The organism is Roseomonas sp. TF40 (assembly GCF_057219975.1).
Genome location: NZ_JBXVVR010000005.1, coordinates 246,085 through 271,965 on the forward strand (window position 1 = coordinate 246,085; position 25,881 = coordinate 271,965).

A 25,881-nucleotide genomic window follows, 5' to 3' on the forward strand; every position below is an offset into this window, starting at 1 on the left:
CGCCGCGGCTTATGCCGCGAAGCCAAGGGCCGCGGATGCGGCCCGCCCGGCGTCTGAGGGGCACAAAGGTGAAACCTTTGTGCGCTTGATATCATACGTAGCCCAGCCGCCGGTCGCGTTCCGTCGCCTCCGGCGCGCGCTGCCCGGGCGGGCCGAAGCCGCCGCCGCCCGAGGTCTCCAGCCGCACCACATCGCCCTGCTGCAGCCTGAGATTGTCGGTCTTGGGCGGGATCGGGCTTTCCGCGCCCGCGCGCCGCAGCACCAGCGCCCCTTTCGCCGCCGCCCCGCCGCCCGCCAGCCCATAGGGCGCGTGGTCGAAACGGTCCATGTTCGCGGTGAAGAAGCAGGCATCGCTGTCGATGCGCCATTCCCGCACCAGCCCCAGCCCGCCGCGCCGCATCCCCGCCCCGCCGCTGCCCTGCCGCAGCCCGTAGCGCAGCACCGTCAAGGGCAATTGCGCCTCGATCATCTCGATGGGGATGTTGCTGTTGTTGTGCATGCCCGAGGCATAGGCGTTCACGCCATCCTTTGCCGGATGCGCGCCCGAGCCGCCGATCTCGATCTCCACCAGCACCTCGCGCGCGCCGCTGTTCTGCACGGTCTGGAAGGTGGTGACGTAGCTGTTGCCGTAATAGGCGGCCGGGATGATGTCCGGCACCGCCTGGTGCAGCGCGCCCATCATGGCGTTGAGCAGGCGGTGCGTGACGGCGATCCGATGCGCCACCGGCGCGGGGTGGCGCGCATTCACCACCAGCCCCTCAGGGGCGACCACGCGGATCGGGCGGTAGCAGCCGGCACTCATGTGCAGCGAGGAATCGGCGCAGCACATCAGCGCGAACATCACCGCCGCATTGGTGCTGGCGAGCGTGGCGTTGGTGGGCCCCGCCACCTGCGCCCCGCAGCCGGAGAGATCGACCTCCGCCGTCTCGCCCGTGACGGTCAGGCGCACATGCAGCCGGATCGGCTGGCCGAGCGCGATGCCGTCATCGTCGAGGAAATCCTCGAACTCGTAGACGCCATCGGGCATGCGGCCGATCGCGGCGCGCATGCCGGCCTCGCTCATGTCGAGGATGCGCGCGCCGGCCTCGACCATCGCCGCCGCGCCGAAGCGGCTGGCGAGGCGCGCCAGCGCCGCCGCGCCGACCTCGAGGCTCGCCAGCTGCGAAGCGAGGTCACCCAGCAGCAGGTCGGGCTTGCGCACATTCTGCCGGATCATGGCGAAGATCGCCTCATTGCGCTGCCCGCCGGCGATGATCTTCACCGGCGGGATGCGCAGCCCCTCCTGGAAGATCTCGGTGGCCTTCGCCGCATAGCTGCCCGCGACCAGCCCGCCAACGTCGATGTGGTGGCAGAGCGTGCCGACGAAGGCGATGCGCGCGCCGTCATGGAAGACCGGGCGGAAGGCGAGGATGTCGGGCAGGTGCTGCCCGCCGCAATAGGGATCGTTGAAGATCACCACATCGCCCTCCTGCCAGTCGGCGGGCGGGACATGGTCGGCCAGCAGCGTGCGCAGCGCATGGGTCATCGAGTTGAGATGGCCCGGGATGCGCGCCGATTGCGCGAGGTTGTTGCCCTCGGCATCGAAGACCGCCGTGGAATAGTCGAGCAATTCGCGCACGATGGTGCTGCGGCTGGTGCGCCAGATGGTGATGTCCATCTCCGCCGCCGCGGCGTTCAGCGCGTTGCGGATGACCTCGATCTCGATGGGGCCCAACATCACGAAATCCTCCGCGCGATGATCGCGCCCTCGGGGTCGAGCGCGGCCTGCCAGCCGCGCGCGATGACATGGGTGGCGAAGGCTTCCTCGATGATGGCCGGCCCGAGGATCGAATCCGCGAGGCGCAGCTTCTCGCGCCGCCAGACCGGCCAGTCGCTGGCGGCGCCGCCCTGCCAGACCCGGCGCAAGGCGGGCGGTGTCGCGGCCTCGGCGGGTGTGGCTACGCTCTCCGCCGGCTTGTCGAGCCGCCCGATGGCGGAGGCGCGGAGGGTCACGATCTCCACCGCCTCGCCCTCCGCCGCGTAGGAGAAGCGCGCGCGATGCGCGGCATGGAAGCGCGCGCGCAGGGCGTCGAGGTCCGGCGCCTCGGGCCAGGGCACCAGCAATTCGAAGGCCTGGCCGCGATAGCGCAGATCGGCCGCGATCTCGATGTCGCGCGCGGCCTCGGCCACGCCATCGGCGACCAGCCGCGCGGTGGCTTCCGCGCGCAGCTGGTCGAGCGCGGCGGTGACCTGCGGCAGATGCGCCGAATCGGCGCTGAGCAGGCGCGAGCGCGCGATGTCCTGCACCAGATCCGAGAACAGGATGCCATAGGCCGAGAGCGTGCCGGGCTCGCGCGGGAAGAGCACCTCGGTGATGCCCAGCTCATCCGCGACCTCGGTGGCGTGCAGCCCGCCCGCGCCGCCGAAGCTGAGCAGCGCGAAATCGCGCGGGTCGAGCCCCTTCTCGAAAAGCGAGAGCCGCACCGCCGCGGCCAGCTGCGCATTGGTCACGCGCAACACGCCCTCCGCCGCCGCCTCCGTACCCAGGCCGAGCTTCGCCCCGATGCGGGACTCCATCGCCGCGCGCGCGCCGGCGAGATCCAGCGCCATGGCCCCGCCCAGGAAGAAATCCGGATCGAGCCGGCCGAGCACGGCATTCGCATCCGTCACCGTGGGCTCCACGCCCCCGCGCCCATAGCAGACCGGCCCCGGCCGCGCGCCGGCGCTGCGCGGGCCGGCGGTGAGCCGCCCGGCCGCATCGACCGCGGCGATGGAACCGCCGCCCGCGCCGATGGTGCGCATCTCCACCATCGGCAGGCGCACCGGCAGGCGATCCACCTCGCCCTGCGTCACCAGGCCGATGCGATGGTCCTGCACGACGGAGACATCGAAGCTGGTCCCGCCCATGTCCACGGCCACGAGGTTCGGCCGTGCGAGCCGGCGCGAGAGCCGCTCCGCCGCCAGCGCGCCGCCCGAGGGGCCGGAAAGCAGCAGCCGCGCGGGCTGTTCCGCCGCGCGTTCCAGGCTGCACATGCCGCCATTCGACTGCACCAGGAACAGCCGTGGCGCGAAGCCATCCTCGCCGAGCCGTGCCTCGAGCCGCGCGAGGTAGCGCTGCACCACGGGCATCAGCAGCGCGTTCAGCACGGTGGTGGAGAGGCGTTCGTATTCGCGGATCTCGGGGCTGATCTCGCTCGACAGGCTGATGGGCACGCCGGGGAGGGCCGCCGCCACCGCATCGCGCAGCGCGCGCTCATGCGCCGGATTCGCATAGGCGTGCAGCAGGCCGATGGCCACCGCCTCGGGCTTCGCGGCGCGCAGGCGATCGAGCACGGGGGCGAGATCGCCGAGCGGCGTCTCCACGCTGCCATTCGCGCGCATCCGCTCCGTCACGCCGAAGCGGCGGTCGCGCGGGATCAGGCAGGGGAAGGGATCGGGGGCGAGGCCGTAGATGTCGCGCCGCACATGGCGCGTGATCTCCAGCACATCCTCGAAACCCGCCGTGGTCAGCAGCACGCCTTCGGCCAGCTTGCGCTCCAGCACGGCGTTGGTGGCGATGGTGGTGCCGTGCAGCAGCAGGCCCACATCAGCGAGCGCGAAGCCGAAGCGCGCCGCGGCCTCGCGCACGCCGGTCAGCAGGCCTTCCGAGGGATCGGCCGGGGTCGTGGGCGTCTTCCAGGCCACCACGCGGCCCTGGCGCGCATCGAGGATCTGCAGGTCGGTGAAGGTGCCGCCGATATCGACGGCGATGCGGACCGGGCGCGTGTCGCTCATGCGCCGGCTTCGGAATGGGAGGACATCGGACTCTCCTGCAGGGCGCGCGACGATCGATGCGCCGGGAAGACCTACACCGGCACGTAGCGGCGGAAAATGCGCTGCGCCTCACCTTCCTGCCTGAGCGTCGCCAGCGTGGCGCGCAGGGCGGCGATGGGCGTGTCGCGCGCCTCGAGATTCGCGCAGAGCCAGACCGGCAGTACCTCCAGCGCCGGGCCGAGGCGCACGGCCTCCGGCTGGCCGAGTGCTTCGAATTCCTGGGCGATCTGGATGGCGGTGGCGTACCAGGCGTCGATCTCACCGGCGAGCAGCGCCTGCGCGCTCTCGCGGCCCGTGGCGAAGGGCACGATGTTGGTCAGGCCCTGGCGGCGCAGGAAGCCTTCCTGCACCCCGCCCGCGGGCACGCCGATGCGCGCGAGGCCGCGCGCCTGCTCGATCCCGGCGGGCGGGTGGCGGGCGAGGCGGCCGAGCGCCTGGGGCACTTCCAGCACGTCCTGCACCCAGGTGTAGAGCGCCTCGCGCTCCGCATTGCGGGCGATGGGGGTCATCAGCGCGCCGGGCGTGGCGCGCAGCGCTTCGGTCGCCGCGGCGAAGGGCAGGCGGGTGAGCGCCAGTTCCAGCCCGAGGCGCTGGGCGGCGAGTTGCACGATCTCCACCGCAGCACCCGGGCGCGGGCCCTCGATGATGCCGAGCGGGCGGACATCACCGACGAAGAGGCGGATGGGCGTGGCGGCGCGCGTCAGGGCGGGCAGGGCGAGCGGGGCGGCGAGCAGGGCGCGGCGGCGCGGCATGGCGGGGCTTCCTTCGGTCGGGCGCCAGACTTGCCGCAACGCCGCGGCTTTTCAATCGCCGCGACCCGCCGTCTCCGCCCAGGGCAGGTCGAGCCGCCTTTCGCTGGCGACGTAGAGGCGTTCCATCGTCGCCTCCGGCCCCGGCCTGCCCACCGCGACCCCGGCGGCGTTGTGGATGCCCAGCCGCGTGCCGGCATAGCGGCGATGCGGCACCTCCAGCACATGCAGGTAGCGCCGCGCGCCGAGCGCGGCCTCCAGCTCCGCCCGCGCGAGAAACCCCTCGGCGCCGAAGGAGACGATCAAGGTCGGTGCGCGCAGCCCCGCCACCAGCCGCGCGAAGGCGGGGCCGATCAGGGCACGGCGGTTGAAGGCGCTGCGCCGCGTGCGGCACTCCACGCGCTTGCGGGCACGGCCATAGGTCTCGGGCCGGTCCCAGCGCACCAGCGTCTCCCACAGATGGTAGTTCGAGAGATAGGCGTGCTGGTCATAGGGCGGGTCGAGATAGGCGACGTCGCAGGCGATCTGCGGCGCCAATTCCACCGCATCGGCGCAGAGCGCGCTGCAGGGGCCGGAGGCCGGGCGCGGCAGCAATTCGGGCAGGCGCAGTTCCAGCGGCTTCAGCGCGCGCGGCGCCCAGTCGCGCAGGAAGGCCATCTGGTGGCCGGCGGTGCTGTCCACCCGGTCGGCGGCCTGCAGCAGCGCGACCAGCAGGATGGCGGCGAGTTCGGGTTCCGGGTCGAGCCGCCGGATCGCCTCGCGCATCGCCTCCAGCCGGGCGGCGTTGACCGGGTGCAGGTAGCGCGCCTGCGTCGCATAGGTCTCGGTGAACCAGCCCGGCGCGGGCGGCAGGTGGCTGAGTTCGGCAAGCAGCCGTTGCGCGGGCAGGGCCCAGCGCTCCGAATCCGCCTGCACCGTGCCAAGGGCCAGCACATGCGCGAAGGCGAGGTGGTCATTGGCGATGACGCGCCAGCCCGCCGCCTTCAGCGCATGCGCCACCCGCGCCGAGCCGGAAAAGAGATCCGCGACCACCGCCTGTTCCCCGGCCGCCGCACCCACCGCCCGCAGGATGTGGCCGAGCAGTGCGCGCTTGGAGCCGAGGTATTTGAGCAGCGGTCGCGCTCAGATGTGCAGCGCGCGTCCCGCCGTGGCCAGGGCTGCTTCCTTCACCGCCTCGTTCAGGGAAGGGTGCGCGTGGCAGGTGCGCGCCACATCCTCGGCCGAGGCGCCGAATTCCATGGCGATGGCGATCTCGGCGATCAGCGTGCCGGCATCGGGGCCGATGATGTGGCAGCCCAGCACGCGATCCGTCGCCTTGTCCGCCAGGATCTTCACGAAGCCGTCCATGTCGCCCATGGCGCGCGCGCGGCCATTCGCGGTGAAGGGGAACTTGCCGACGCTGTAGGCCACGCCGCGCGCCTTCAGCTGTTCCTCAGTCTCGCCGATGGAGGCGACCTCGGGCCAGGTGTAGACCACGCCGGGAATGGCGCCGTAGTTCACATGGCCATGCTGGCCGGCCAGGATCTCGGCGAGTGCGACGCCCTCTTCCTCGGCCTTGTGGGCCAGCATCGGGCCGATGATGGCATCGCCCACCGCGTAGATGCCGGGGATGTTGGTGGCGTAGTGGGCATCGGTGATGACGCGCCCGCGCTCATCCAGTGCGACACCCACTTCCTTCAGCCCGAGCGCCTCGGTGTAGGGGCGGCGGCCGATGGCGACCAGGACGATGTCGGCCTCGATCGTCTCGGCCGCGCCGCCGGCGGCGGGCTCGACCGTCAGGCTCACGCCCTTGGCGTGGGTCTTGGCGCCGACGACCTTGGTCTTGAGCTTCGTCTTGATGCCCTGCTTGCCCAGCACGCGCTCGAAGGTCTTGCCGACCTCGAGGTCCATGGCGGGCACCAGGCGATCCAGATACTCCACCACCGTCACCTCGGCGCCGAGCCGGCGCCAGACGCTGCCGAGCTCGAGCCCGATATAGCCGCCGCCGATCACGACCAGGTGCTTGGGCACCGCGGTCAGCTCGAGCCCGCCGGTGGAGGTGACGATGCGCTTCTCATCCACCTCGACACCGGGGAGGGGAATGCTCTCGCTGCCCGTGGCGATGACGATGTGCTTCGCGCCATAGGTGGTGCCGGCGACCTCGACCGCGCCAGGGGCGGTGATGCGCCCCGCGCCCTTGAGCCAGGTGACCTTGTTCTTCTTGAACAGGAACTCGATGCCCTTGACGTTGGCGGAGACGACCTCGCCCTTGCGGGCCTGCATGCGCGCGAGGTCGAGCTTCACGCTGCCCACCAGCACGCCATGGTCGGCGAGCTTGTGGTTCGCTTCCTCGAAATGCTCGGAGGATTGCAGCAGCGCCTTGGAGGGGATGCACCCCACATTGAGGCAGGTGCCGCCGAGCGTGGCGCGTTTCTCGACGCAGGCGACCTTCATGCCGAGCTGGGCGGCGCGGATGGCGCAGACATAGCCGCCAGGGCCGGCGCCGATGACGATGACATCGAAATTCTCAGACATGACGGGTTTGGACCTCAACCGGATTTGCGCCGGACCATGACGCGCGACCGGCCGCGGTTCAAGCCATCGGGCCGCAACTCAGCCCTTCTTGCGCAGCAACAGCAGGGTGGAACCATCCGGCTGCGGGTCCTGGCGCAGCACGGCATGGCCCTGTTCGGTGGCGGTGCGCGGGACGTTGCGCAGCGGCTCGGCGCCGCGCAGCCGGACCTCCAGCAGGGCGCCGGGCGGCAGGCGATCGAGGGCCAGGCGGGTGCGGACGAAGGTCATCGGACAGACCTCCGCGGTGATATCCAGCATTGCGGGGATGACATTTTCTTGTCCTGCGCCTGAATTCACCAGAGTAATCCTTTGTAACGCACAACAGTAGTTGCGAAACGGCCAATGCTGTGTCTAGGGTCGCCCGCGCGCGTCCCGGTGCGGAACATGGCGTTCCGTGGCTGGTCAAGACAAGACCCTATCGCGTGGTCTTTTCGACGCGATCCGAGAAGATGAATCATGCCCGAAAACGCGGCGAATCCCGATCTGCTTGGCCTGACGGCGGAAATCGTCTCGGCACATGTCTCGAACAACCCGGTCTCGGTCAGCGACCTGCCCAACCTGATCCAGGAAGTCTATCGCACCCTGGCCGGGATGGGGCAGCCCGAGGCGGCCGCGCCCGAGCGGCCGCAGCCGGCCGTGCCGATCAAGAAGTCGATCACCCCGGAATACCTGATCTGCCTCGAGGACGGGAAGAAGCTGAAGATGCTGAAGCGGCATCTCAAGACTTCCTACAACCTCACCCCCGACCAGTATCGGGAGCGCTGGGGCCTGGGCGCGGACTATCCGATGGTCGCGCCGAACTACACCAAGCATCGCTCCTCCCTGGCCAAGAAGATCGGCCTGGGCACCAAGCCGCGCGGCCGTCCGCCCAAGGCTGGTCGCCCGGCCGCCTGAGGGCCGCCATCGCCCGCTCCGGACCGTGTGCGGCCATAGCCGCCCGGTCCGGTTGGGGCTATGCAGGGGCGCAGCATGGGCAGCACCACGACCTCCCCGCCCGCCGGCACGGAACGGCCCGATCCCTCCCGGATCGAGCGGCTATGCGTCGAGCGCGGCCTGAAGATGACCGGCCAGCGCCGGATGATCGCGCGCGTCCTCTCCGAAGCGGAGGACCACCCGGATGTCGAGGAACTCTACCGCCGCGCCGCGGCGCTGGATGGGCGCATCTCGGTTGCCACCGTCTACCGCACGGTGCGGTTGCTGGAGGAGAACGGCATCCTCGAGCGCCGGGATTTCGGCGGCGGTCGGGCGCGCTACGACCCGACCGATCGCGGCCATCACCACCACCTGATCGACGTGGATACCGGCAAGGTCATCGAGTTCGAGGATCCCGAGCATGAGCGCCTGGCGCGGGAAATCGCCGCGCGGCTTGGCTTCACGCTGGTCGGCCAGCGGATGGAGTTGTTCGGCCGTCGCATGCCCGCCGAGCCCGTGCCGGCCCGCCTGCCCCGCAAGACCCGTACATAAGGCGCTGCGATGAGCGTGGATGGCCCGCTGCCGGACGACCCGCCGCCCGAGGCGCCCCCCCCGCCCGAGGGCGCCTTCGAGGAATTGCGCGCCGGCCATCTCGGCCTGCGCCTGGCGGAGAGCACAGCCGAGATCGATGCCGCCCAGGCGCTGCGCTACCGCGTCTTCTACGAGGAAATGGGCGCCGAGGCCGATGCCCTGACGGCCCGCACGCAGCGCGACGTGGATGAGTTCGACGCTGTCGCCGACCATCTCCTGGTGCTCGACCACACGCTGGGCGACGGGCCGGAGGCGGTGGTGGGCACCTATCGGCTGATCCGCCAGCCGGCTGCGGCGCGGGTCGGGCGATTCTATTCCGCCGCCGAATACGATATCGGCCCGCTGCTGAACTTCCCGGGCGGAATCATGGAGCTGGGCCGGTCCTGCGTGGCGCTGGAACACCGCACGCGCGGCACGCTGAACCTGCTCTGGCGCGGCATCGCGGCCTATGTGTTCCGCCATCGGATCGACGTGATGTTCGGCTGCGCCTCGCTGCCGGGGACGGACCTCTCCGCGCTGGCGCCGCAGCTTTCCTATCTCTACGCCAACCACCTTGCGCCGCCGGCGCTGCGCCCGCGCGCGGTGGCGGATCGCTATGTGGCGATGGACCGGCTTTCGGTGACGCAGTTGAACCAGCGCGCGGCGATGATGGCGCTGCCGCCGCTCATCAAGGGCTATCTGCGCCTCGGCGGCTTCGTCGGCGACGGCGCGGTGATCGACCGACAGTTCAACACCACCGATGTCTGCATCGTGGTGAAGACCGACCAGGTCACGGACAAATACTACCGCCACTACGAACGCACGGCGGGGTCCGGCAAGGAGGAATAGGCGCTTCCGGTGAAGGAAGCGCCCGGGTTAACTCACCCCCGTTCGACGCACATCGCGCCGTCAGGCGCGTTCGACACACATCGCGCCGTCAGGCGCGTTCGACACACATCGCCACACCCATGCCGCCGCCGATGCACAGCGTGACCAGGCCGCGCTTGGCACCCCGGCGCTGCATCTCGAACAGCAGGGTGTTGAGCACCCGCGCGCCCGAGGCGCCGATCGGATGGCCGAGCGCGATCGCGCCGCCATTCACGTTCACCTTCGCCGGATCCCAGCCGAGATCCTTGTTCACCGCGCAGGCCTGGGCGGCGAAGGCCTCGTTCGCCTCGATCAGGTCCAGGCTGTCTACCGTCCAGCCGGCCTTCTTCAGCGCCTTGCGGCTGGCCGGGATGGGGCCGGTGCCCATGATCGCCGGGTCCACGCCCGCCGTGGCCCAGGAGACGATGCGCGCCATCGGCGTGATGCCGCGCTTCGCCGCCTCGGCCGCGCTCATCACCAGGGCCACCGCCGCGCCGTCATTGATGCCCGAGGCATTGCCGGCGGTCACCGTGCCGTCCTTGCTGAAGGCCGGGCGCAGCTTGCCCAGCACCTCGAGCGTGGTGTCGGGCTTGGGGTATTCGTCCTCGGTGACGATCACATCGCCCTTGCGGCCCTTCACGGTGACGGGCGTGATCTCATCCTTGAAGCGGCCGGCCTTCATGGCCTCGCCCGCCTTGCGCTGGCTGGCGGCGGCGAATTCATCCTGCTCGGCGCGGGTGAGCTGGAAGCGCTGCGCCACATTCTCGGCCGTCGTGCCCATGTGGTAGCCCTGGAAGGCGTCCCACAGCCCGTCGCGGAGCATGGTGTCCACCAGCTCGAGCCCGCCCATCTTGGTGCCGGCGCGCAGCTGCGCGCAGTGCGGCGCCTGGGTCATGCTCTCCATGCCGCCCGCGACCAGGATGGCCGCGTCCCCGGCCTGGATCTGCTGGGCGGCAAGCGCCACCGCGCGAAGCCCCGAGCCGCAGAGCTGGTTGATGCCGAAGGCGGTGCGCTCGACCGGGATGCCGGCCGCGACCGCAGCCTGGCGGGCCGGGTTCTGCCCGGCGCCGGCCGGCAGCACCTGGCCCAGGATCACCTCATCCACCTCCTCGGCGGAGACGCCGGCGCGGGCGAGGGCGGCCTGGATGGCCACGGTGCCGAGCGCATGGGCAGGCAGGCTCGCGAAGGCGCCGTTGAAGCTGCCGACCGGCGTGCGGGCGGCGGAGGCGATGACGATATCGGTCATGAGGGTGTCTTTCCTTCCTCGGGACGGGCGTTGGCCGGAGTGTGCGGTGCGGCAGGGTTCCCTACAAGCCACGAAGCCATGTCAGCAGTGGCGCCCAGAGCGCGGCCTCCGCCCCGCTGCCGGCGACCATGCCGATATGCCCCGCCGCTGCCTGATGCACCACCGCGCCGGGCAGCCGGCCGGCCAGGGCCAGCGCCGAGGCCGGGGGGACGATGCGGTCGCGATGCGGCACGGCGACGAAGGCGGGCAGCGCGAGGGCGCGGGGCTCCACCACCGCGCCGGCGATCCGCCAGGCGCCGCGCGCCGGCACATTCGCGCCATACCAGCCGCCCAGCGTCTCGCGCGCCACGGGGGCGGGCAGGGGCACGCCGTCATTCAGCCAATCCTCGAGTGCCACGAAGTTCTCCGCCCGCGCGCTGCCGGGGTCGAGCCGGGCAAAGGCGCGGAATTTCTGCGCGATGGCGAAGGGGTCGAGCCCGGTGAAGAGCGTCTGGATCGCATCCACCGGCAGCGTGCCCGTGGCCTGCATCAGCGGCTCGAGCCCCGGCAGCAGCGCGGCGGCGGCGGCGGCGCGGGCGGCCTCGGCGGGCTCGGCGTGGAAATCCCAGGGCGTGGCGAGCAGCCCGAGCGCCGCCACCTTGTCGGGACGGCGCTGCGCGGCGGCCAAAGCGAGCAACCCGCCCATGCAATAGCCGACCAGCACCACCGGGCCGGGCAGGGCCATCAGCGCCCGTTCCAGCCGGCCGGCAACGTAGTCGGTCAGGGTGAAGGCGCGCTCGGCCTCACCGGGCCAGCCCCAGTCGAGCAGCAGCGGGCGCACCCCCTGGCCGGCCAGGTGCCGCATCAGCGAGCGGCCGGGCATGAGATCCAGCACCTGCGCGCGGTTCACCAGGGAGGGCACGAAGACCACCGGCCGCCCCGCGCCGCCATGGTCGAGCAGGCGGGAGCCGCCCTCCGCCCAGATCGCGGGCGGGTCGGGCAGGGTGCGGCGATAGGGGTGGCGTCGATAGGCCGCGAGGCCAGCGAGCAATTCGCGATCCGCGCGCAGCAGGCGCCGCAGCACGGCGGCGCGGAAGGCCTCAGGCTGGTGGCTTCCGGCGGCGAGGGCGGCTGCGATTCGCAGGCTTTCCGCCTGGCCCTCCCTCGATCTCGGCCAGCCGGCGTTCCAGCTCGGCCAGCCGGGCATCGAGGGCGGCCCCCCCGGCATCAGGCTCAGCGCCGCCATGCCCCGGCTCGCGCCCAGGATCAGGTGCAGCTGCAGCGGGCGGGGGCCGCGCCGGCCCGGGGGTGGGGTCAGGGACAAAGGGGCTTGGCCAGGCAAAGCCCGGCGGCGCGCCGAAGCCGGGGAAGGGCGGCGGGTGGCTGGCCGCGCGCAGCCAAGCCGCGCCGATCGCCGCCCAGTGCTGCGCCATGCCGGCCCAGGCCTCGGCGGCCTCCCGGTCGGCGGCCAGCGCGGTGATCTCGCTCTGCCACAGGGTGATCCAATCCTCCGCCAGCCGGTCGAGCTCGGCCTGGCGCTGGACGGGATCTTCCCCTGTCGTGCTGCGATCCTTCGGCCCGTCCATCGGCACCCCTTTCGGGCGCCACCATAAGCAGCGGCGCGGCGGGGTGAAGCCCAAAGCGGCTCATGCGGCACTGCCCTGGGCGCGCATGACTATTTCGCGCTGCATCAAAGGTCAGCATAATGCCAACTCAGGCAGCGGGACTGCCGCGGGAAGGCAAGCTCATGGCAAACGATACCCCTCAAGCGCCGCACGAAACCTCCGATCCGGCGGCGGGTCCGCCGGTGGTGGTCAAGAAATACGCCAATCGGCGTCTCTACAACACGGAAAGCAGTTCCTACGTCACGCTCGAAGATCTGGCCGTGATGGTCCGCAAGGGCCGGCACTTCGTGGTCTATGACGCCAAGACCAGCGAGGACATCACCCGCGGCGTGCTGACCCAGATCATCGTCGAGGAGGAGGCGAAGGGCCGCCACCTGCTGCCCACCTCCTTCCTGCGCCAGATCATCGGCTTCTATGGCGACAGCATGCAGTCCCTGGTGCCGCGCTATCTGGAAAGCGTGATGGGTGCCTTCCAGCGCCAGCACGACCAAGTCTCCAGCACCTACCAGAAGACGCTCGGCGGCTTCATGCCCATGCCCTTCGGCGGGCTGGAGGAGATGGGCAAGCAGAACATCGCGATGATGGAACGCGCGCTCAGCCTCTTTGCACCTTTCCGCGGCACCGCCGAGGACCATGCCGAGGCGCCGGCCGATTCCGCCCGCGTCGCGGCCCTGCAGGCGGAGGTCGAGGCGCTGCGCGCGCAGCTCGACGCGCTGCGGGCGACGAAGAAACCGGCAGGATAGGTTTCAACGCCAACGCCCGGGTGGGGTGCAGCATTCGGCGGCAGCATCACGAAAGCGCCATCCGTTTCGCCCTGTTGTGATGCCGCGTCCTGTGCTTTCCTGAAGTTTCAAGGTTGCGGGGGCAGGGACGTTGGCGATTTTTTTCGGTACGGCGGGCGACGATACTTTTGTAGGTGGTGCCGAGGGCGACACGATCGATGGTGCCCCCAGCGGTGCCCCGAATGCCGATGCGGGGGCCGATACCCTCACGGGTGGCGCAGGCAATGACCTGATATTCGGCCGCGCCGGCAATGACGTCCTGTCCGGGGGCGATGGCAGCGACACGCTCAACGGCGGCGATGGCGACGACACGCTGGATGGCGGCCAGGGCTTCTTCTTCAACGCCAATGTGTTCGACGGCGGTGCGGGGACGGACCTCGCCGTTATCGACCTGCGGGCCGAGAACCTCGTGGCCGCGGCCTTCTCCATCGCCGTCCCGGGCAATGTCGTTCCCGTGCTGAACGGCGGCACGGTGGTGAATGTCGAGATCCTGAACGTCATCGGCACGCAATTCGGCGACAGCATCACCGGCGGCGCCCTGCGGGACACGATCGACGGCGGCTTCGGCAACGATACGCTCATCGGCGGCGGCGGCCTCGACTTTCTCAAGGGCTTCTTTGGTGACGACCTGCTGCTGGATGACAGCGGCGGCGGCGACTTGTTCGGGGATGCGGGCGACGACACGATCATCGCCGCGACGCCGGGCATCAACGCCCCTGGTCAGTTCACCTCTGCACTCTTCATCGATGGCGGGGACGGCAATGACAGCATCAGCGCCACCGGTTCCGGCCTGAACCCCAGCATCGGCGCCAGCCTGTTCGGCAATGCCGGCAATGACACGATCAGCGGCTCCGAGGGCGGTGATTTCGGCCGGGGCGGCGACAACGACGACCTCTTCTTCGGCAATGGCGGCGACGATTTATTCTCCGGCGAGACGGGCGATGACACGCTCGATGGCGGTGCCGGCAGCGACACGCTCGATGGCGGTGCCGGCAATGACCGCCATGTGACGGATGTCGCGACCGATTCGCTGATCGAGGCGGCCGACGGCGGCATCGATACCGTCGGCGCCTTCTACAGCTTCACGCTGGCCACGGAGTTCGAGGCGCTGGACCTGCTGGGCGACGCCGCCATCGACGGCACCGGCCATGCCGGCGCCAACGCGCTGACCGGCAACAGCGCCGCGAACCTGCTCTCGGGCCTCGACGGCGCGGATACGCTCACGGGCGGCGGGGGCGCGGACACGCTGGTGGGCGGCCTGGGCAACGATCTCTACATCGTCGACGCGCTGGACGTGCTGGTGGAACTGCCGGGCGGCGGGGCGGATACGGTGCGCGCTTCCGGCTCCTTCACCCTGGGCGATGAATTCGAGGCGCTGCAGCTCGCCAGCGCCGGGCATGGCATCGGCAACGCGGCCGCGAACCGCATCGAGGGCAGCAGCGGCGCCGATACGCTCGATGGCGGGCTGGGCGCCGACCGCCTGTTCGGCGGGTTCGGCGATGATGTGTATCTCGTCGACATTGGCGACATCGTGAGCGAATCCGGTGCGGGCGGCTTCGACACGGTGCGCGCGAACACCTCCTTCACCCTGACCAACGGGATAGAGGTGCTCGTGCTGCTCGGCGGTGCCGTCAATGGCACGGGCAATGACGGCGGCAACACGATCACCGGCAATGGCCTGCGGAACCTGATCAGCGGCCTTGGCGGGGCGGATCTGCTGGAAGGCGGGGGCGCCGCCGATACGCTGCTGGGGGGCATCGGCGCGGATACGCTCGATGGCGGCACCGGTGAGACGGACAGCCTCGTCGGTGGTGCCAATGACGATGTGTATCTGATCCGCGACCTGCTCGATGTCGTGGTCGAGGAGTCGGGTGGTGGCAACCGGGATGAGGTGCGGACGAGCCTGTCCCTGACCCTGGCGGCGGAGGTCGAGATCCTGCGCCTGCTGGGCAGTGCCAACCTGACCGGCACGGGCAATGCGGGCGCCAACCAGATGCTGGGCACGGCCGGCAACAATCTTCTCGCTGGCCTTGGCAGCAACGACACGCTGAACGGCGCCGGCGGCGCCGACACGCTGCAGGGCGGCGACGGCAATGACGTCTTGAACGGCCAGGCAGGATCGGACCTGCTGGAGGGCGGGGCGGGCAATGACATCCTCAGTGCCGGTGGGGGCGGCGACACGCTGATCGGTGGTGCCGGGGCGGACCGCCTGACAGGCTCCGCCGGCGTTGCCGACAGCTTCCGCTGGGCCAGCGCGGCAGAGGCAACGGGCGATCGGGTGCTCGGCTTCGAGCATCTTCTGGATCGGCTCGAATTCCTGGCTTCGGGTTTCGGCGGCCTGGCACTGGGTACGCTGGCGGCGGCGAACTTCGCTGCGAGAGATGTGGGCCAGGCGAATTCAGCCGCCGGCACGCCGCAATTCATCTACGAGACGGATACCGGGCGGCTGTGGTTCGACGCGGATGGCGGTGGTGGCGGTGCCGCGGTGGCGATGGCGCAATTCGCCGGGCGGCCGGTGCTCACGGCCGCGGATATCTCGCTGATCGCCTGATCGCCTGATCGGAAGCGCGGCGGTGAGTGCCCGCCGCGCTTCAGGGGCAAGGCCCTATAGCCCCGCATCCGCCGGGACGATGACCTGCCCCTGGGCGTCGATGCGCACGGGCACGGCCTCCAGGCTCTCGCCGTAGCAGGGGCCGGAGATGCATTCGCCATCCTCGATGCGGAAGCGCGCGCCATGGGCGGAGCACACGATCACGCTCTTCTTCGCATCCAGGAAGCGGTCCGGCGCCGGGTCCAGCGGCAGGCCGATATGCGGGCAGGAATTGACGTAGATGAAGACCCTGCTGCCGCGGCGGATCGCGAACAGGCCGGTGAAGGCGCCCTTGGCGGGGGGGAAGCCGCGGCTCTCGCCCTCGGGCAAATCCTCCAGGCGGCAGAGCACCCGCTCCTGGGTCGCGCTGTCGCTCACGGCTTGATGCCGCCCATCTTGCACAGCTTCTTCCAATGCTCGGGCGAGACCGCCGAGACGCTCAGCCGCGACATCCGCACCAGGGGCAGATCGGCGAAATCCGGGTCCGCCTTGATCTCGGCCAGCCCGACCGGCCGCGCGAAGGGGGTGAGCGCGCGCACATCCACGCAGACCCACTCGCCCTTCGGATCATCGGCCGCGACGGTGGGGTCCGGATAGGCCTCGCGCACCACCTCCACCACGCCGACGATCTCCTTGCCGATGTTGGAATGATAGAAGAAGGCCCGGTCGCCCCGCTTCATGGCGGCGAGGTTCGCCTTCGCCATGTGGTTGCGCACCCCGGTCCAGGGCTCGACGCCATTGGCCACCTGCTGGTCCCAGGAGAAGACGTCGGGCTCGGACTTCACCAGCCAATAGGCGCGGGCCATCAGAGGGCCTGCCCATCCTTGAAGACGGCGCGGAAGGGCCGCACGACCACGCTCTCGAACAGCCCGGCCTCCGCATAGGGGTCGGCGGCGGCGAAGGCCTCGGCCGTCTCGCGATGTTCGGCCTCGATCACCAGCAGGCTGCCGCAGGGCTTGCCTTCCATGTCCAGCAGCGGGCCGACGAGGAGCAACTGCGACTGATGCGCGGCGAGGTGCGCCAGATGGGCGGGCCGGGTCTCCATGCGCAGCGCCAGCTTTCCGGGCTTGTCGGTGCAGGTGATGGCGAACAACATCTGTCGGATTCTCCCTCGCCGGGGACACGGCGTTGTTTCCAGGTAACCCCGCCGCGCGCGGGCTTCAATCCGGCGCGAGACACCCCTACTCTAGCGCCGTGGACGCCAGCCAAACCGCATCGACCCGGCCGAACGGGTCACCCGAAGCGACACCCGCGCCCCCCACCGGGGCGCGCTCGCTGCATCGTTTCGCCAATCCGGGCCGTTTCCTGCGGCTGACCGACCGGCTCATGCCCTGGCTCTGGGCCGCGGCGCTGGCCGTCACCGGGGTGGGGGCGGCCTGGGCGCTGTTCTTCTCGCCCGGCGACTGGCAGCAGGGCGAGACGGTGCGCATCATGTATGTGCATGTGCCGATGGCCTGGCTGGCCATGGGTGGCTACACGGGCCTCGCCGTGCTCTCGATCATGTCGCTGATCTGGCGGCATCCCCTGGCCGACCTGACGGCGCGCGAGCTTTCGCCCGTCGGCGCCGCCGCCACCGCGCTGTGCCTGGCCACCGGCAGCCTCTGGGGCAAGCCGATGTGGGGCACCTGGTGGGTGTGGGACGCCCGGCTCACCTCGGTGCTGGTGCTGTTCTTCCTCTGGCTTGGCCATGCCGCGCTGGTGCGCGCCTTCGACGATGTCGAGCGCGGCGCGCGGGCGGGGGCGATCCTGGCGCTGGTCGGCGTGGTGAACATCCCGATCGTGAAGTTCTCGGTGGATTGGTGGAACACGCTGCACCAGCCGGCGAGCGTCACACGGCTCGATTCGCCGGGGATGCATGTGGACATGCTCTATCCGCTGCTGACCTGCGCGCTGGGTTTCTCGCTGCTCTTCGGCGCGGTGGTGCTGGCGCAGACGCGCGCGGCGGTGATGGAGCGGCGCGTGCGCGCGCTGCAGATGGCGCGCGCCCGGCGCGCGGAGGGAGCCGCGTGATGAGCACGCATTGGATCCACATCCTGGCGAGCTGGGGGCTGACGATCCTGGTCTTCGGCGGGCTCGCCATCGCGGCCGCGCTGCGCCACCGCAGCGCGAGCACGATGCTCAGGCGCCTTGATCCCCGCGGAGGTCGCGACACGTGATTACCGCCCGCAAGAAGCGCCGCATGTGGGTGCTGCTGCTCTGCGCCATCGGCCTGGGCAGCGCCACCGCGCTGACGCTCACCGCCTTCCAGGACAACATCGTCTTCTTCCGCTCGCCCTCCGACATCATGGCCGAGCGCCCGGGACCCGAGCGCGCCTTCCGCCTCGGCGGGCTGGTCGAGGCCGGCAGCGTCGAGCGCCTGCCCGCCGCGAACGGCCAGCTTCCCACGGTGCGCTTCCGCGTGACCGATGGCGCGCACCAGATCAGCGTCACCTACCAGGGCGTGCTGCCCGACCTGTTCCGCGAAGGGCAGGGCGTGGTGACGATGGGCCGCCTCGCCCCCGATGGCGTCTTCCGTGCCAGCGAGGTGCTGGCCCGCCATGACGAGACCTACATGCCGCCCGAAGTGGCGGATGCGCTGAAGCGCGCCGGCCAATGGCAGCCCGCCCAGGGCCCGGCGCCGGCGCCCGCCACCTGGAACACGCTTGACCCGGCGCGGCCCGCGCCGCAGGGGAGAACCGGCTCGTGATTGCCGAAGTCGGGCATTTCGCCCTCATCCTGGCGATGGTGCTGGCCTTCGCGCAGTCGGTGCTGCCGCTGCTCGGCGCCGAGCAGCGCGATGCGCGGCTGATGGCCACCGCCGCGCCACTGGCGGTAGGCCAGACGCTGGCCATCACGGCCGCCTTCGGCTGCCTGATGTATTCCTACGTGATCAACGACACGACCGTGATGAACGTCGTGCAGAACAGCCACTCGGCCAAGCCGCTGCTCTACAAGATCACCGGCACCTGGGGGAACCACGAAGGCTCGCTGGTGCTCTGGGTGATGATCCTGGCGTTGTGCGGTGCCGCCGTCTCGGCCTTCGGGCGGGACCTGCCCTCGGCGCTGAAGGCGCGGGTGCTGGGCGTGCTGGGGCTGGTCTCGCTGGGCTTCCTGCTCTTCGTGCTCAAGACCTCCAACCCCTTCGACCGGGTCTGGCCGCCGCCCGCCGATGGCCAGGGGCTGAACCCGATCCTGCAGGACATCGGCCTCGCGATGCATCCGCCGCTGCTCTATGTCGGCTATGTCGGCTATGCGGTGACCTTCGCCTTCGCCATCGCCGCGCTGATCGAAGGCCGCGTGGATGCCGCCTGGGGGCGCTGGGTGCGGCCCTGGAGCCTCGCCGCCTGGTCCTTCCTGACGCTGGGCATCGCGGTGGGGTCCTGGTGGGCCTATTATGAGCTCGGCTGGGGTGGCTACTGGTTCTGGGACCCGGTGGAGAACGCCTCGCTGCTGCCCTGGCTGATCGGGACGGCTCTGCTGCACTCGGCCATCGTGGTCGAGAAGCGCGAGGCGCTGAAGACCTGGACCATCCTGCTCTCCATCATCGCCTTCGGCATGTCGCTGCTGGGCACCTTCCTGGTGCGCTCGGGCGTGCTGAACTCGGTGCATTCCTTCGCCAACGACCCCGAGCGTGGCCTGTTCATCCTGGGCCTGCTGATGTTCTACCTGGCGGGCGCCTTCCTGCTCTTCGCCTGGCGGGCGAGCGCGCTGATTCCCACGGGCATCTTCGCCCCCGTCTCGCGCGAGGGGGCGATCGTGCTGAACAACCTGCTGGTCTGCTCGATCACCGCGGTGGTCTTCGTGGGCACGCTCTGGCCGATGTTCGCCGATGCGCTGTTCGGGATGAAGGTCTCGGTCGGCCCGCCCTTCTTCAACGCGGCGAGCTTCCCGCTGGTCGTGCCGCTGCTGCTGGCGATGGCGGCGGGGCCGCTGATGCCCTGGAAGCGCGCGGCGCTGGTGCCCGTGATGATGAAGCTGTGGTGGTGCGCGGTGCTGGCCTTCGCGGTCTTCTTCGGCGCGCTGCTGCTTTCGGGCGAGAAGGTGCTGCCGGCGGTGGGCTTCGCCTTCGCCGCCTGGGTGATCGGCGCGGCCATCGCCGACATCGCCGACCGGACCGCGCTGTTCCGCACCAACCTCGCCAACAGTTGGGCGCGCGCGCGGGGCCTGCCGCGCGCCGCCTGGGGGGCGGCCATCGCCCATGCCGGCATCGGCATCTGCGCCATCGGGATTTCCGGCATGGGCCTGGCGCAGGAGCGCCTCGTCGCCCTGGCGCCGGGCCAATCCACCACGCTTGCCGGCTATGAGTGGCGGCTGGAGGGGGTGCGCGACGTGCAGGGCCCGAACTGGACCGCCCGGCGCGCCACCATCAGCGTGATCGAGGATGGCCGCGTGGTGCATGTGATGCAGCCCTCGCGCCGCTGGTTCCCCGTCGCCCGCCAGAACACCACCGAGGTCGCGATCCGTACCAACCTGCTTTACGACCTCTATGCCGTGATCGGCGAGGAGGATCAGGCGGCGGGGACGGCGGTGATCCGGCTGCATTTCAACCTTCTCGCGCCCTGGATCTGGCTGGGTGCGCTGATCATGGCCCTCGGCGGGGCGCTCTCGCTCTCCGACCGCCGCGTGCGGGTGTCCGCGCCGAATCGCCGGACGGTGGCGCAAGGTGCGCCTGCATGACACACCTCCCGCCCTCAGGCGCCGGGCGGCGGCTCCGCCGCCTTGGCTCGCCGCAACTGCGGCGGCGGCCGTTCGGCCGCTCAGACCGCCTTGCGGTCTGCCCGATGCGAGGTTCGGCGCCATGACCCCGCTCTCCCGGCGCATCCTGATGACCGCGCCCTTCGCCATCGCGGCGGCGGGCGGGGTCGGCTTCTACATGGCGCTGCACCGCCAGCAGACCGGCCAGTACAACCCGCGCGGCGTGCCCTCCGCCCTGATCGGGCGCACGCCCCCCGACTTCACCCTGCCCGCGCTCGAGGGCAGCGGGGTGGAGCCCTTCGGCGCGGCCGATCTGCGCGGCCTTCCCGGCCCCGTCATCGTGAATTTCTGGGCGAGCTGGTGCGTGCCCTGCATCATCGAGCACCCGCAGCTGATGCGCCTGCAGCGCGAGGGCATCCCGGTCTTCGGCATCGCCTACAAGGACAGGCCCGAGGACAGCCTTCGCTTCCTGCGCGAGCGCGGCAACCCCTATCGCCGCCTCGCCAGGGATGAACCCGGGCGCGTGGCCATCGATTGGGGTGTCTATGGCGTGCCCGAGACCTACCTGCTCGACCGCCAGGGCATCATCCGCTGGCGTTTCGCCGGGCCGATCACGCCCGACGTGCTGAGCCAGGACATCCGCCCCCTGCTGGCGAGGCATGCCTGAATGAAGGCGCTGCTTCTCTTGCTCGGCCTGATCCTGGCGCCCCTGCCGGCGCTCGCCGTCTCCAGCCCGGCCGACATGCTGCCCGACCCGGCGCTCGAGGCCCGCGCCCGCGCGCTCGGCAAGGAGCTGCGCTGCATGGTCTGCCAGAACCAGTCGATCGAGGACAGCGAGGTCGGCCTGGCGCGCGACCTGCGCCTCATTGTCCGAGAGCGCATCAGCGCCGGTGACAGCGACGAACAGGTCAAGGCCTTCCTGCACGCCCGCTACGGCGATTTCGTGCTGCTCCGCCCGCCCTTCGCCTGGTCCACCGCCATCCTCTGGGCGACGCCCCTGGTCGCGCTGCTGTGCGGCTTCATGCTGATCCTGGCCGCGCGGCGGCGCATGGCCGCGGTGGCCGGCCCGGCCGCACCGCTCAGCCCCGAGGAGCAGCGCCGGCTCGCGGCCCTTGATGCCCAGGCCTTGAATGCACAGGATGGAACGCGCGCGTGATCTGGGCCCTGCTTGCCGCCACCGCGGTCCTGGCGTTGCTGCCGCTCGCCTATACGCTGCTCCGCCCCGCCCGCGCACTCGGCCGCTCGGAGGCCGACCTCGCTCTCTACCGCGCCCAGCTTGTCGAACTGGACCGGGAGCGTGAGGCCGGGCGGCTCGATGACGCCGCGCACCAGGCGGCGCGGCTGGAAGTTCAGCGCCGCATCCTGAGCGCCCCGGCCGACGAAAAGCCCGAGACCTCCGCCCGCGGCAACCGCGCCCTGCTGGGCGGGCTGGTGCTGGCGCTGCCCGTGGCGGCCCTCGGCCTCTACCTCATCCGCGGCACGCCCGAGATGCCCGCCGTGCCCTTCCAGCAGCGCCAGGACATGGCCGCGGCCGAGGAAGAACTGCTCGCCACGCTGCGCCAGCGCCTCGCCGCCGCGGACCCGACCAGCGAGCAGGCGCGCATGGGCCATGTCATGCTCGGCAATGCCGAGCGCAATCGCGGCCGGGCCGAGCCCGCCATCGCCGCCTGGCGCGTCGCGCTGGGCATCCGCTTCGACCCGGACCTCGCCGGCGACATCGCCGAGCTGGAGATCGAGCGCGGCGACCACACGGCCGCCGCCGCTTTGCTCGCCCGCGCGCTGGGCAGCCAGCCGAACAACCCCCGGCTGCGCTTCCTGACCGGCCTGGCCGAGGCCCGCGCCGGGCGCCCGGCCAATGCGCGCACCACCTGGCAGGCGCTGCTGGCCGATGCCCCGGCCGACGCCCCCTGGCGCAGCGTGGTGGAGCGCCAGCTCTCCCTATTGCCGTAGCGCGCGCAACGCCGGCGCCGGCGTTGCCCGGCTTTCGGCCATCAGATCCCGATAGAGTCCGGCGAGCCGTGCGGCCTCGCCCGCCCAGCCGAAGCGGGTGAGCGCGGCGTCGCGCCCGCGCGCCCCCAGGGCGTTGCGCCGCGCCGGGTCGGCCAGCGCCTGCACGGCGGCGGCGATGGCGGCGGGGTCGGCGGTATCGACGGCCAGGCCGCAGCCGGCCTCCCGCACCACGGCGGCCACTTCCTCGGCGAAATCCGGCACGATCACCGGCAGGCCCGCCAGCATGCAGTCGAACAGCTTGTGCGGTAGCGCGAGGCGATGGTTCTCCACGCCCGGCTGGAACAGCACCAGGCCGATGTCGCAACCGGCGGCGATGCCCAGTGCCGCGTCGCGCGCCATCCAGGGCAGGCTGGTGACGCGCCCCGCGAGTCCGAGTTCGCTTGCGGCGGCGTGGAACTCGGCCTCACTGCCATCCGTGAAGCGGCCGACCAGCACCAATTCGCTGTTCGGCGGCAGGCGGGAGAGGGCCAGCAGCATGGTGAAGGCGCCGCGCGCCCGGCCGAGCGCGCCCAGATGCACAAGCCGCAGCGGGCCGGGCCGATGGCAGCGCGGGATGACGGGCGCCGGCGTGGCGTAGTTGCGCACCTTCACGCAGCGCGAAGGGCCGCCGAAGGCGTCGTCCAGCCCCTCCTTCGCCACCACCACCGCATCGGCCGCCGCGGCCGCCAGCCGGCAGAAGCCGCGCAGCGCCAGCCGGGCGAGCGGCCTGAATGCGGCCGGCAGCCGGGGGTCGAGGCGCGAAGGGTAGTGCTCATGCACATCCAGCACGACGCGTGCCCCGCAGCGCCGCCCGGCGAGCAGCGCCGCCACCCAGCTGTCGGGTTCATGCGCATGGATCACCGCCGGGCGTGCGTCGGCGGCGCGGCGGGCGAGGCGCGGGATGGCGCGCAGCCGCGCCCGCCAGCCGCGAGGCACGGGGCCGTGGCTCTCGATCTCGACGCCGAAGGCCTGCCGCCTCGGGGCGTCGCCCGGCGCCAGATGGCGCACGCGCAGCCCGGCTTCTGCCAGGGCGGCGCCCTGCTTGGCGACGATGCGCACATCCTCGGGCGGATGCGCGGCGGAGAGCATCAGGACCAGGCCGGTCATGCCGGCACCGGCCGTTCCGCCGCAACGCGATCGGCCAGGGCGACGAGGCCCTGCGCAATGCGCTGGCCATCCAGCCGCTGCACCGCCAGCGCCCGCGCCGCCCGCGCCATGGCGAGGCGCCGCGCCGGATCGGCGGCCAGCGCCCGCAACGCCGCGGCCAGCGCGGCCGGGTCGCCCGGCGGCACCGCAAGGCCCGCGCCGCTCTCCGCCAGCAGCCGCGCCGCCGCGCCGGGCACATTCGCGACCATGGGCAGGCCTGCCGCCAGCCCCTCGGCCAGCTTGTTCGGCGCCGTCCACTCCGCGAAGGCGGCCACGGGCGCAAGGCAGAGCAGGCCGAGATCGGCGCCGGCGAGCAGCCCCGCGAGGCGCGTCTTGGGCATGGGGGCCAGGAAATCGACCGGCAGGTCCTCCTCTACCGCGCGGGCCATCAGGCGCGGCTTCTCCGCCCCTTCGCCCACCAGCAGCAGGCGCACCCGGCTGCCGCGCAGCAGCGCCGCGGCGTCGAGCACCTGGTCGAGCCCATTGGCCCGGCCATGCGCCCCGGCGTAGAGCGCCAGCACCGTGCCTGGCGGCAAGCCCGGCGGGCGCCAGCCCTGGTCTGCCGCGCCGAACATCGCGGCATCCGCGCCCTGCGGCAGCACGGCGAGGTGCCGGGGGTCGGCGCCGCGCGCCAGGGCGAGGGCGGCCATGCCCTCGGTCAGCGCCACCACGGCGGCGGCGCGGCGGCAGGCGGCATCGGCGAGGCGGTCCATCGCCGCCAGCACGGGCCCTGGCACGCCGCCGCCTTGGGCGGACAGCGCGCGGGGCAGTTCCGGCCAGGGGTCGCGGATCTCGAAGATGAAGGGCGTGCCGCGCCAGCCACGCGCCAGAAGCGCCGGGATCGCGACGGTGAGCGGCGTGGAGGAGGCGATGATCAGGTCCCAGCGCGCGCCCAGCGCCAGCCGGCTCGCGGCCGCCGCATAGCGCAGGAAGGCCAGGCTGCGCGCGGCCAGCCCCTGGGCATTGGCGCAGGCGATGTCGAACTCGCGGACCTCGAAGCCGGCCACCGGGCCCTGCCGCATGCCGCGGCGGAACGGCCCCGCCAGCCCGCTCACCGCCCCCTGGTAGCGCCCGCAGGCGAGGGTGACGGCGTGCCCCGCCGCCGCCAGTGCCGCGGCCATGTGGTAGCTGCGCGTGCCGGTGCTGCCCTCGGGCGTCGAGAAATGCTGGTGCAGGTAGAGGATGCGCCGTGCCCTGCCGCTGGGCCTGTCAGCGCCGGGCACAGGCACGGATCGCCTGGATGATGCGCGCCTGGTCGGCGGCCCCGAGCGCGCTGCCCGAGGGCAGGCAGAGCCCGCGCTCGAACAACCGGGCGGAACGCCCGCCCAGCGCGCGGGGCGCGTCGCGGAAGGCGGGTTGCAGGTGCAGCGGCTTCCAGGCCGGGCGGCTTTCCACGCCCTCGGCCTCCAGGGCGCGGCGCACCGCCTCGCGATCCGCGCCGAAGAGCCTGGCATCGAAGAGCGCGACCGAGAGCCAGCGATTGCTGCGGCCCCAATTCGGCTCGGCGATGAAGCTCACCCCGGGCAGGTCGCCCAGCCCGGCGGCGTAGCGGGAGAAGATCTCGCGCCGTCGCTCCACCCTGGCGGCGAGGCTCTCCATCTGCGCCAGCCCGATGGCGGCCAGCACCGAGGACAGGCCATAGGCATAGCCCGTCGTCTCATGCTCGTAATGCGCCGCCGCCTCGCGCGCCTGGCCGGCGAGCTTGCGGGCCTCGGCAATCAGGCGCGGATCCTCGCTGGCCAGGGCCCCGCCGCCGCCGGCGGTGACGATCTTGTTGCCGTTGAAGGAATAGACCGCGAGCCGCGCCCCCCGCCCCGCATGGCGCCCGCCGCGATGGGCCGAGCCCATGGCGGCGGCGCTGTCGCACAGCACGGGCACGCCCCAGGGGGCGCAGGCGGCCTCGATCGCGTCAAGGTCGCAGCACTGGCCATAGAGATCGACCGGCACCACCACGCGCGGCAGCCGGCCGCGCCGCGCCGCCTTGGCCAGTTCCTCGGCCAATTGGCCCGGATCGAGCGTGGCGCCGGCCTCACTGATGTCGAGGAAGCGCGGGGTGGCGCCCATCTGCACCGCGGGCGCGATGGTGGCGACGAAGGTGGAGGCCGGCGCCCAGACCTCATCGCCCGGCGCCACGCCGAGCACCCGGTAGCCCAGATGCAGGGCCGCGGTGCCTGAGGTCGTGCCCAGCACCTCCGCGAAGCCGGTGGCGGCGGCGATGGCGGCCTCGAAGGCCCGCGGCGCCGGGCCGGCGGGGGCGAGCCAGCCGGAATCCAGCGTCTCCCGCAGCCGGTCGAGTTCCTGGCCCACGAGATGCGGCGGGGAGAGCAGCAGCCGGGCGGGCGGGGTTCCACCGGGAAAGGGCAGGATGGCGGCGTCGAGCGGCTTCGGCTGAAGTCGGGCCATGTGA

General features: G+C 71.5%; 27 protein-coding genes. 12 read left to right on the top strand and 15 right to left on the bottom strand.

Features of this window, described 5'->3' with window-relative positions; all coding sequences use genetic code 11:
- Positions 1-91 precede the first annotated feature (91 nt).
- From AC2D9U_RS16210 to AC2D9U_RS16235, 6 genes are all read right to left on the bottom strand, one after another.
- Positions 92-1,717 carry a hydantoinase B/oxoprolinase family protein gene (locus AC2D9U_RS16210; protein WP_484750901.1) on the bottom strand — a complete coding sequence of 542 codons (1,626 nt, stop codon included), beginning with the start codon at positions 1,715-1,717 and terminating at the stop codon, positions 92-94.
- Positions 1,717-3,753 (bottom strand): hydantoinase/oxoprolinase family protein, encoded by a 2,037-nt coding sequence (locus AC2D9U_RS16215; protein ID WP_484750905.1) that lies wholly within the window; start codon positions 3,751-3,753, stop codon positions 1,717-1,719. Before AC2D9U_RS16215 ends, AC2D9U_RS16210 begins: the two co-directional genes overlap by 1 nt.
- A gap of 71 nt (positions 3,754-3,824) precedes the next feature.
- The gene (locus tag AC2D9U_RS16220) at positions 3,825-4,544 is read right to left on the bottom strand and encodes a substrate-binding periplasmic protein (protein ID WP_484750907.1); all 720 of its coding nucleotides are present in this window, start codon (positions 4,542-4,544) and stop codon (positions 3,825-3,827) included.
- A gap of 51 nt (positions 4,545-4,595) precedes the next feature.
- Positions 4,596-5,654 carry a DNA adenine methylase gene (locus tag AC2D9U_RS16225; protein WP_484751199.1) on the bottom strand — a complete coding sequence of 353 codons (1,059 nt, stop codon included), beginning with the start codon at positions 5,652-5,654 and terminating at the stop codon, positions 4,596-4,598.
- A 9-nt stretch (positions 5,655-5,663) separates the two neighbouring features.
- Positions 5,664-7,055 carry a dihydrolipoyl dehydrogenase gene (gene lpdA, locus AC2D9U_RS16230; protein WP_484750911.1) on the bottom strand — a complete coding sequence of 464 codons (1,392 nt, stop codon included), beginning with the start codon at positions 7,053-7,055 and terminating at the stop codon, positions 5,664-5,666.
- Between the two features lie 78 nt (positions 7,056-7,133).
- Positions 7,134-7,352, bottom strand: a complete 219-nt coding sequence (locus AC2D9U_RS16235) for a sulfurtransferase TusA family protein (protein WP_484750914.1) — start codon at positions 7,350-7,352, stop codon at positions 7,134-7,136.
- A 198-nt stretch (positions 7,353-7,550) separates the two neighbouring features.
- On the opposite strand from AC2D9U_RS16235, the gene AC2D9U_RS16240 reads away from it, so the two are divergent.
- The 3 genes from AC2D9U_RS16240 (at position 7,551) to AC2D9U_RS16250 (ending at position 9,425) form a co-directional block, all read left to right on the top strand.
- The gene (locus AC2D9U_RS16240; RefSeq protein WP_484750918.1) at positions 7,551-7,988 is read left to right on the top strand and encodes a Ros/MucR family transcriptional regulator; all 438 of its coding nucleotides are present in this window, start codon (positions 7,551-7,553) and stop codon (positions 7,986-7,988) included.
- A 75-nt stretch (positions 7,989-8,063) separates the two neighbouring features.
- Positions 8,064-8,558 (top strand): Fur family transcriptional regulator, encoded by a 495-nt coding sequence (locus tag AC2D9U_RS16245; protein WP_484750922.1) that lies wholly within the window; start codon positions 8,064-8,066, stop codon positions 8,556-8,558.
- 9 nt (positions 8,559-8,567) lie between these two features.
- Positions 8,568-9,425 carry a GNAT family N-acetyltransferase gene (locus tag AC2D9U_RS16250; RefSeq protein WP_484750925.1) on the top strand — a complete coding sequence of 286 codons (858 nt, stop codon included), beginning with the start codon at positions 8,568-8,570 and terminating at the stop codon, positions 9,423-9,425.
- An 88-nt stretch (positions 9,426-9,513) separates the two neighbouring features.
- On the opposite strand, the gene AC2D9U_RS16255 is transcribed toward AC2D9U_RS16250, so the two are convergent.
- The 3 genes from AC2D9U_RS16255 to AC2D9U_RS16265 all read right to left on the bottom strand — a co-directional run bounded on the left by AC2D9U_RS16255 (position 9,514) and on the right by AC2D9U_RS16265 (position 12,254).
- The gene (locus AC2D9U_RS16255) at positions 9,514-10,689 is read right to left on the bottom strand and encodes an acetyl-CoA C-acetyltransferase (protein WP_484750928.1); all 1,176 of its coding nucleotides are present in this window, start codon (positions 10,687-10,689) and stop codon (positions 9,514-9,516) included.
- Positions 10,690-10,750: 61 nt separating this feature from the next.
- The gene (locus tag AC2D9U_RS16260; RefSeq protein ID WP_484750932.1) at positions 10,751-11,752 is read right to left on the bottom strand and encodes an alpha/beta fold hydrolase; all 1,002 of its coding nucleotides are present in this window, start codon (positions 11,750-11,752) and stop codon (positions 10,751-10,753) included.
- A 16-nt stretch (positions 11,753-11,768) separates the two neighbouring features.
- Positions 11,769-12,254, bottom strand: a complete 486-nt coding sequence (locus tag AC2D9U_RS16265; protein WP_484750935.1) for a hypothetical protein — start codon at positions 12,252-12,254, stop codon at positions 11,769-11,771.
- 161 nt (positions 12,255-12,415) lie between these two features.
- Between AC2D9U_RS16265 and phaR the strand changes: the two genes are divergently transcribed.
- Both phaR and AC2D9U_RS16275 read left to right on the top strand, forming a co-directional pair.
- Complete coding sequence (gene phaR, locus AC2D9U_RS16270; RefSeq protein WP_484750938.1) at positions 12,416-13,036, top strand: polyhydroxyalkanoate synthesis repressor PhaR; 621 nt, start codon at positions 12,416-12,418, stop codon at positions 13,034-13,036.
- Between the two features lie 130 nt (positions 13,037-13,166).
- The gene (locus AC2D9U_RS16275; protein ID WP_484750943.1) at positions 13,167-15,626 is read left to right on the top strand and encodes a hypothetical protein; all 2,460 of its coding nucleotides are present in this window, start codon (positions 13,167-13,169) and stop codon (positions 15,624-15,626) included.
- A 54-nt stretch (positions 15,627-15,680) separates the two neighbouring features.
- Here AC2D9U_RS16275 and AC2D9U_RS16280 read toward each other — a convergent pair whose 3' ends face one another.
- The 3 genes from AC2D9U_RS16280 to AC2D9U_RS16290 are packed head-to-tail and all read right to left on the bottom strand — an operon-like array spanning position 15,681 to position 16,761.
- Positions 15,681-16,043: a Rieske (2Fe-2S) protein gene (locus AC2D9U_RS16280; RefSeq protein WP_484750945.1), complete on the bottom strand. Its 363-nt coding sequence runs from the start codon at positions 16,041-16,043 to the stop codon at positions 15,681-15,683.
- Complete coding sequence (locus AC2D9U_RS16285) at positions 16,040-16,471, bottom strand: EVE domain-containing protein (protein WP_484750948.1); 432 nt, start codon at positions 16,469-16,471, stop codon at positions 16,040-16,042. Before AC2D9U_RS16285 ends, AC2D9U_RS16280 begins: the two co-directional genes overlap by 4 nt.
- Complete coding sequence (locus tag AC2D9U_RS16290; protein WP_484750952.1) at positions 16,471-16,761, bottom strand: YciI family protein; 291 nt, start codon at positions 16,759-16,761, stop codon at positions 16,471-16,473. Before AC2D9U_RS16290 ends, AC2D9U_RS16285 begins: the two co-directional genes overlap by 1 nt.
- A gap of 179 nt (positions 16,762-16,940) precedes the next feature.
- On the opposite strand from AC2D9U_RS16290, the gene AC2D9U_RS16295 reads away from it, so the two are divergent.
- From AC2D9U_RS16295 to ccmI, 7 genes are all read left to right on the top strand, one after another.
- Entirely contained in the window at positions 16,941-17,675 is a 735-nt protein-coding gene (locus AC2D9U_RS16295) for a heme ABC transporter permease (protein WP_484751201.1), read from the top strand.
- The gene (locus tag AC2D9U_RS16300) at positions 17,675-17,821 is read left to right on the top strand and encodes a heme exporter protein CcmD (RefSeq protein ID WP_484750957.1); all 147 of its coding nucleotides are present in this window, start codon (positions 17,675-17,677) and stop codon (positions 17,819-17,821) included. Before AC2D9U_RS16295 ends, AC2D9U_RS16300 begins: the two co-directional genes overlap by 1 nt.
- Positions 17,821-18,351, top strand: a complete 531-nt coding sequence (ccmE, locus tag AC2D9U_RS16305) for a cytochrome c maturation protein CcmE (RefSeq protein ID WP_484751203.1) — start codon at positions 17,821-17,823, stop codon at positions 18,349-18,351. Before AC2D9U_RS16300 ends, ccmE begins: the two co-directional genes overlap by 1 nt.
- A complete protein-coding gene (locus AC2D9U_RS16310; protein ID WP_484750960.1) occupies positions 18,348-20,321 on the top strand; it encodes a heme lyase CcmF/NrfE family subunit in 1,974 nt (657 codons plus the stop codon). The genes ccmE and AC2D9U_RS16310 overlap by 4 nt, the downstream gene beginning before the upstream one ends.
- A gap of 121 nt (positions 20,322-20,442) precedes the next feature.
- Positions 20,443-21,006, top strand: coding sequence for a DsbE family thiol:disulfide interchange protein (locus AC2D9U_RS16315; protein WP_484750964.1), 564 nt, complete (start codon positions 20,443-20,445; stop codon positions 21,004-21,006).
- Positions 21,007-21,495 (top strand): cytochrome c-type biogenesis protein, encoded by a 489-nt coding sequence (locus tag AC2D9U_RS16320; RefSeq protein ID WP_484750968.1) that lies wholly within the window; start codon positions 21,007-21,009, stop codon positions 21,493-21,495.
- Positions 21,492-22,289, top strand: coding sequence for a c-type cytochrome biogenesis protein CcmI (ccmI, locus tag AC2D9U_RS16325; protein WP_484750971.1), 798 nt, complete (start codon positions 21,492-21,494; stop codon positions 22,287-22,289). Before AC2D9U_RS16320 ends, ccmI begins: the two co-directional genes overlap by 4 nt.
- Here ccmI and AC2D9U_RS16330 read toward each other — a convergent pair.
- From AC2D9U_RS16330 to AC2D9U_RS16340, 3 genes are read right to left on the bottom strand one after another with little or no spacing between them, the layout of a single operon-like run.
- Positions 22,278-23,435 (bottom strand): glycosyltransferase, encoded by a 1,158-nt coding sequence (locus AC2D9U_RS16330; RefSeq protein ID WP_484750974.1) that lies wholly within the window; start codon positions 23,433-23,435, stop codon positions 22,278-22,280. The genes ccmI and AC2D9U_RS16330 overlap by 12 nt on opposite strands.
- A complete protein-coding gene (locus AC2D9U_RS16335) occupies positions 23,432-24,703 on the bottom strand; it encodes a glycosyltransferase family 4 protein (protein WP_484750977.1) in 1,272 nt (423 codons plus the stop codon). The genes AC2D9U_RS16330 and AC2D9U_RS16335 overlap by 4 nt, the downstream gene beginning before the upstream one ends.
- Positions 24,684-25,877, bottom strand: a complete 1,194-nt coding sequence (locus tag AC2D9U_RS16340; RefSeq protein WP_484750979.1) for a DegT/DnrJ/EryC1/StrS family aminotransferase — start codon at positions 25,875-25,877, stop codon at positions 24,684-24,686. Before AC2D9U_RS16340 ends, AC2D9U_RS16335 begins: the two co-directional genes overlap by 20 nt.
- Positions 25,878-25,881: the final 4 nt, after the last annotated feature.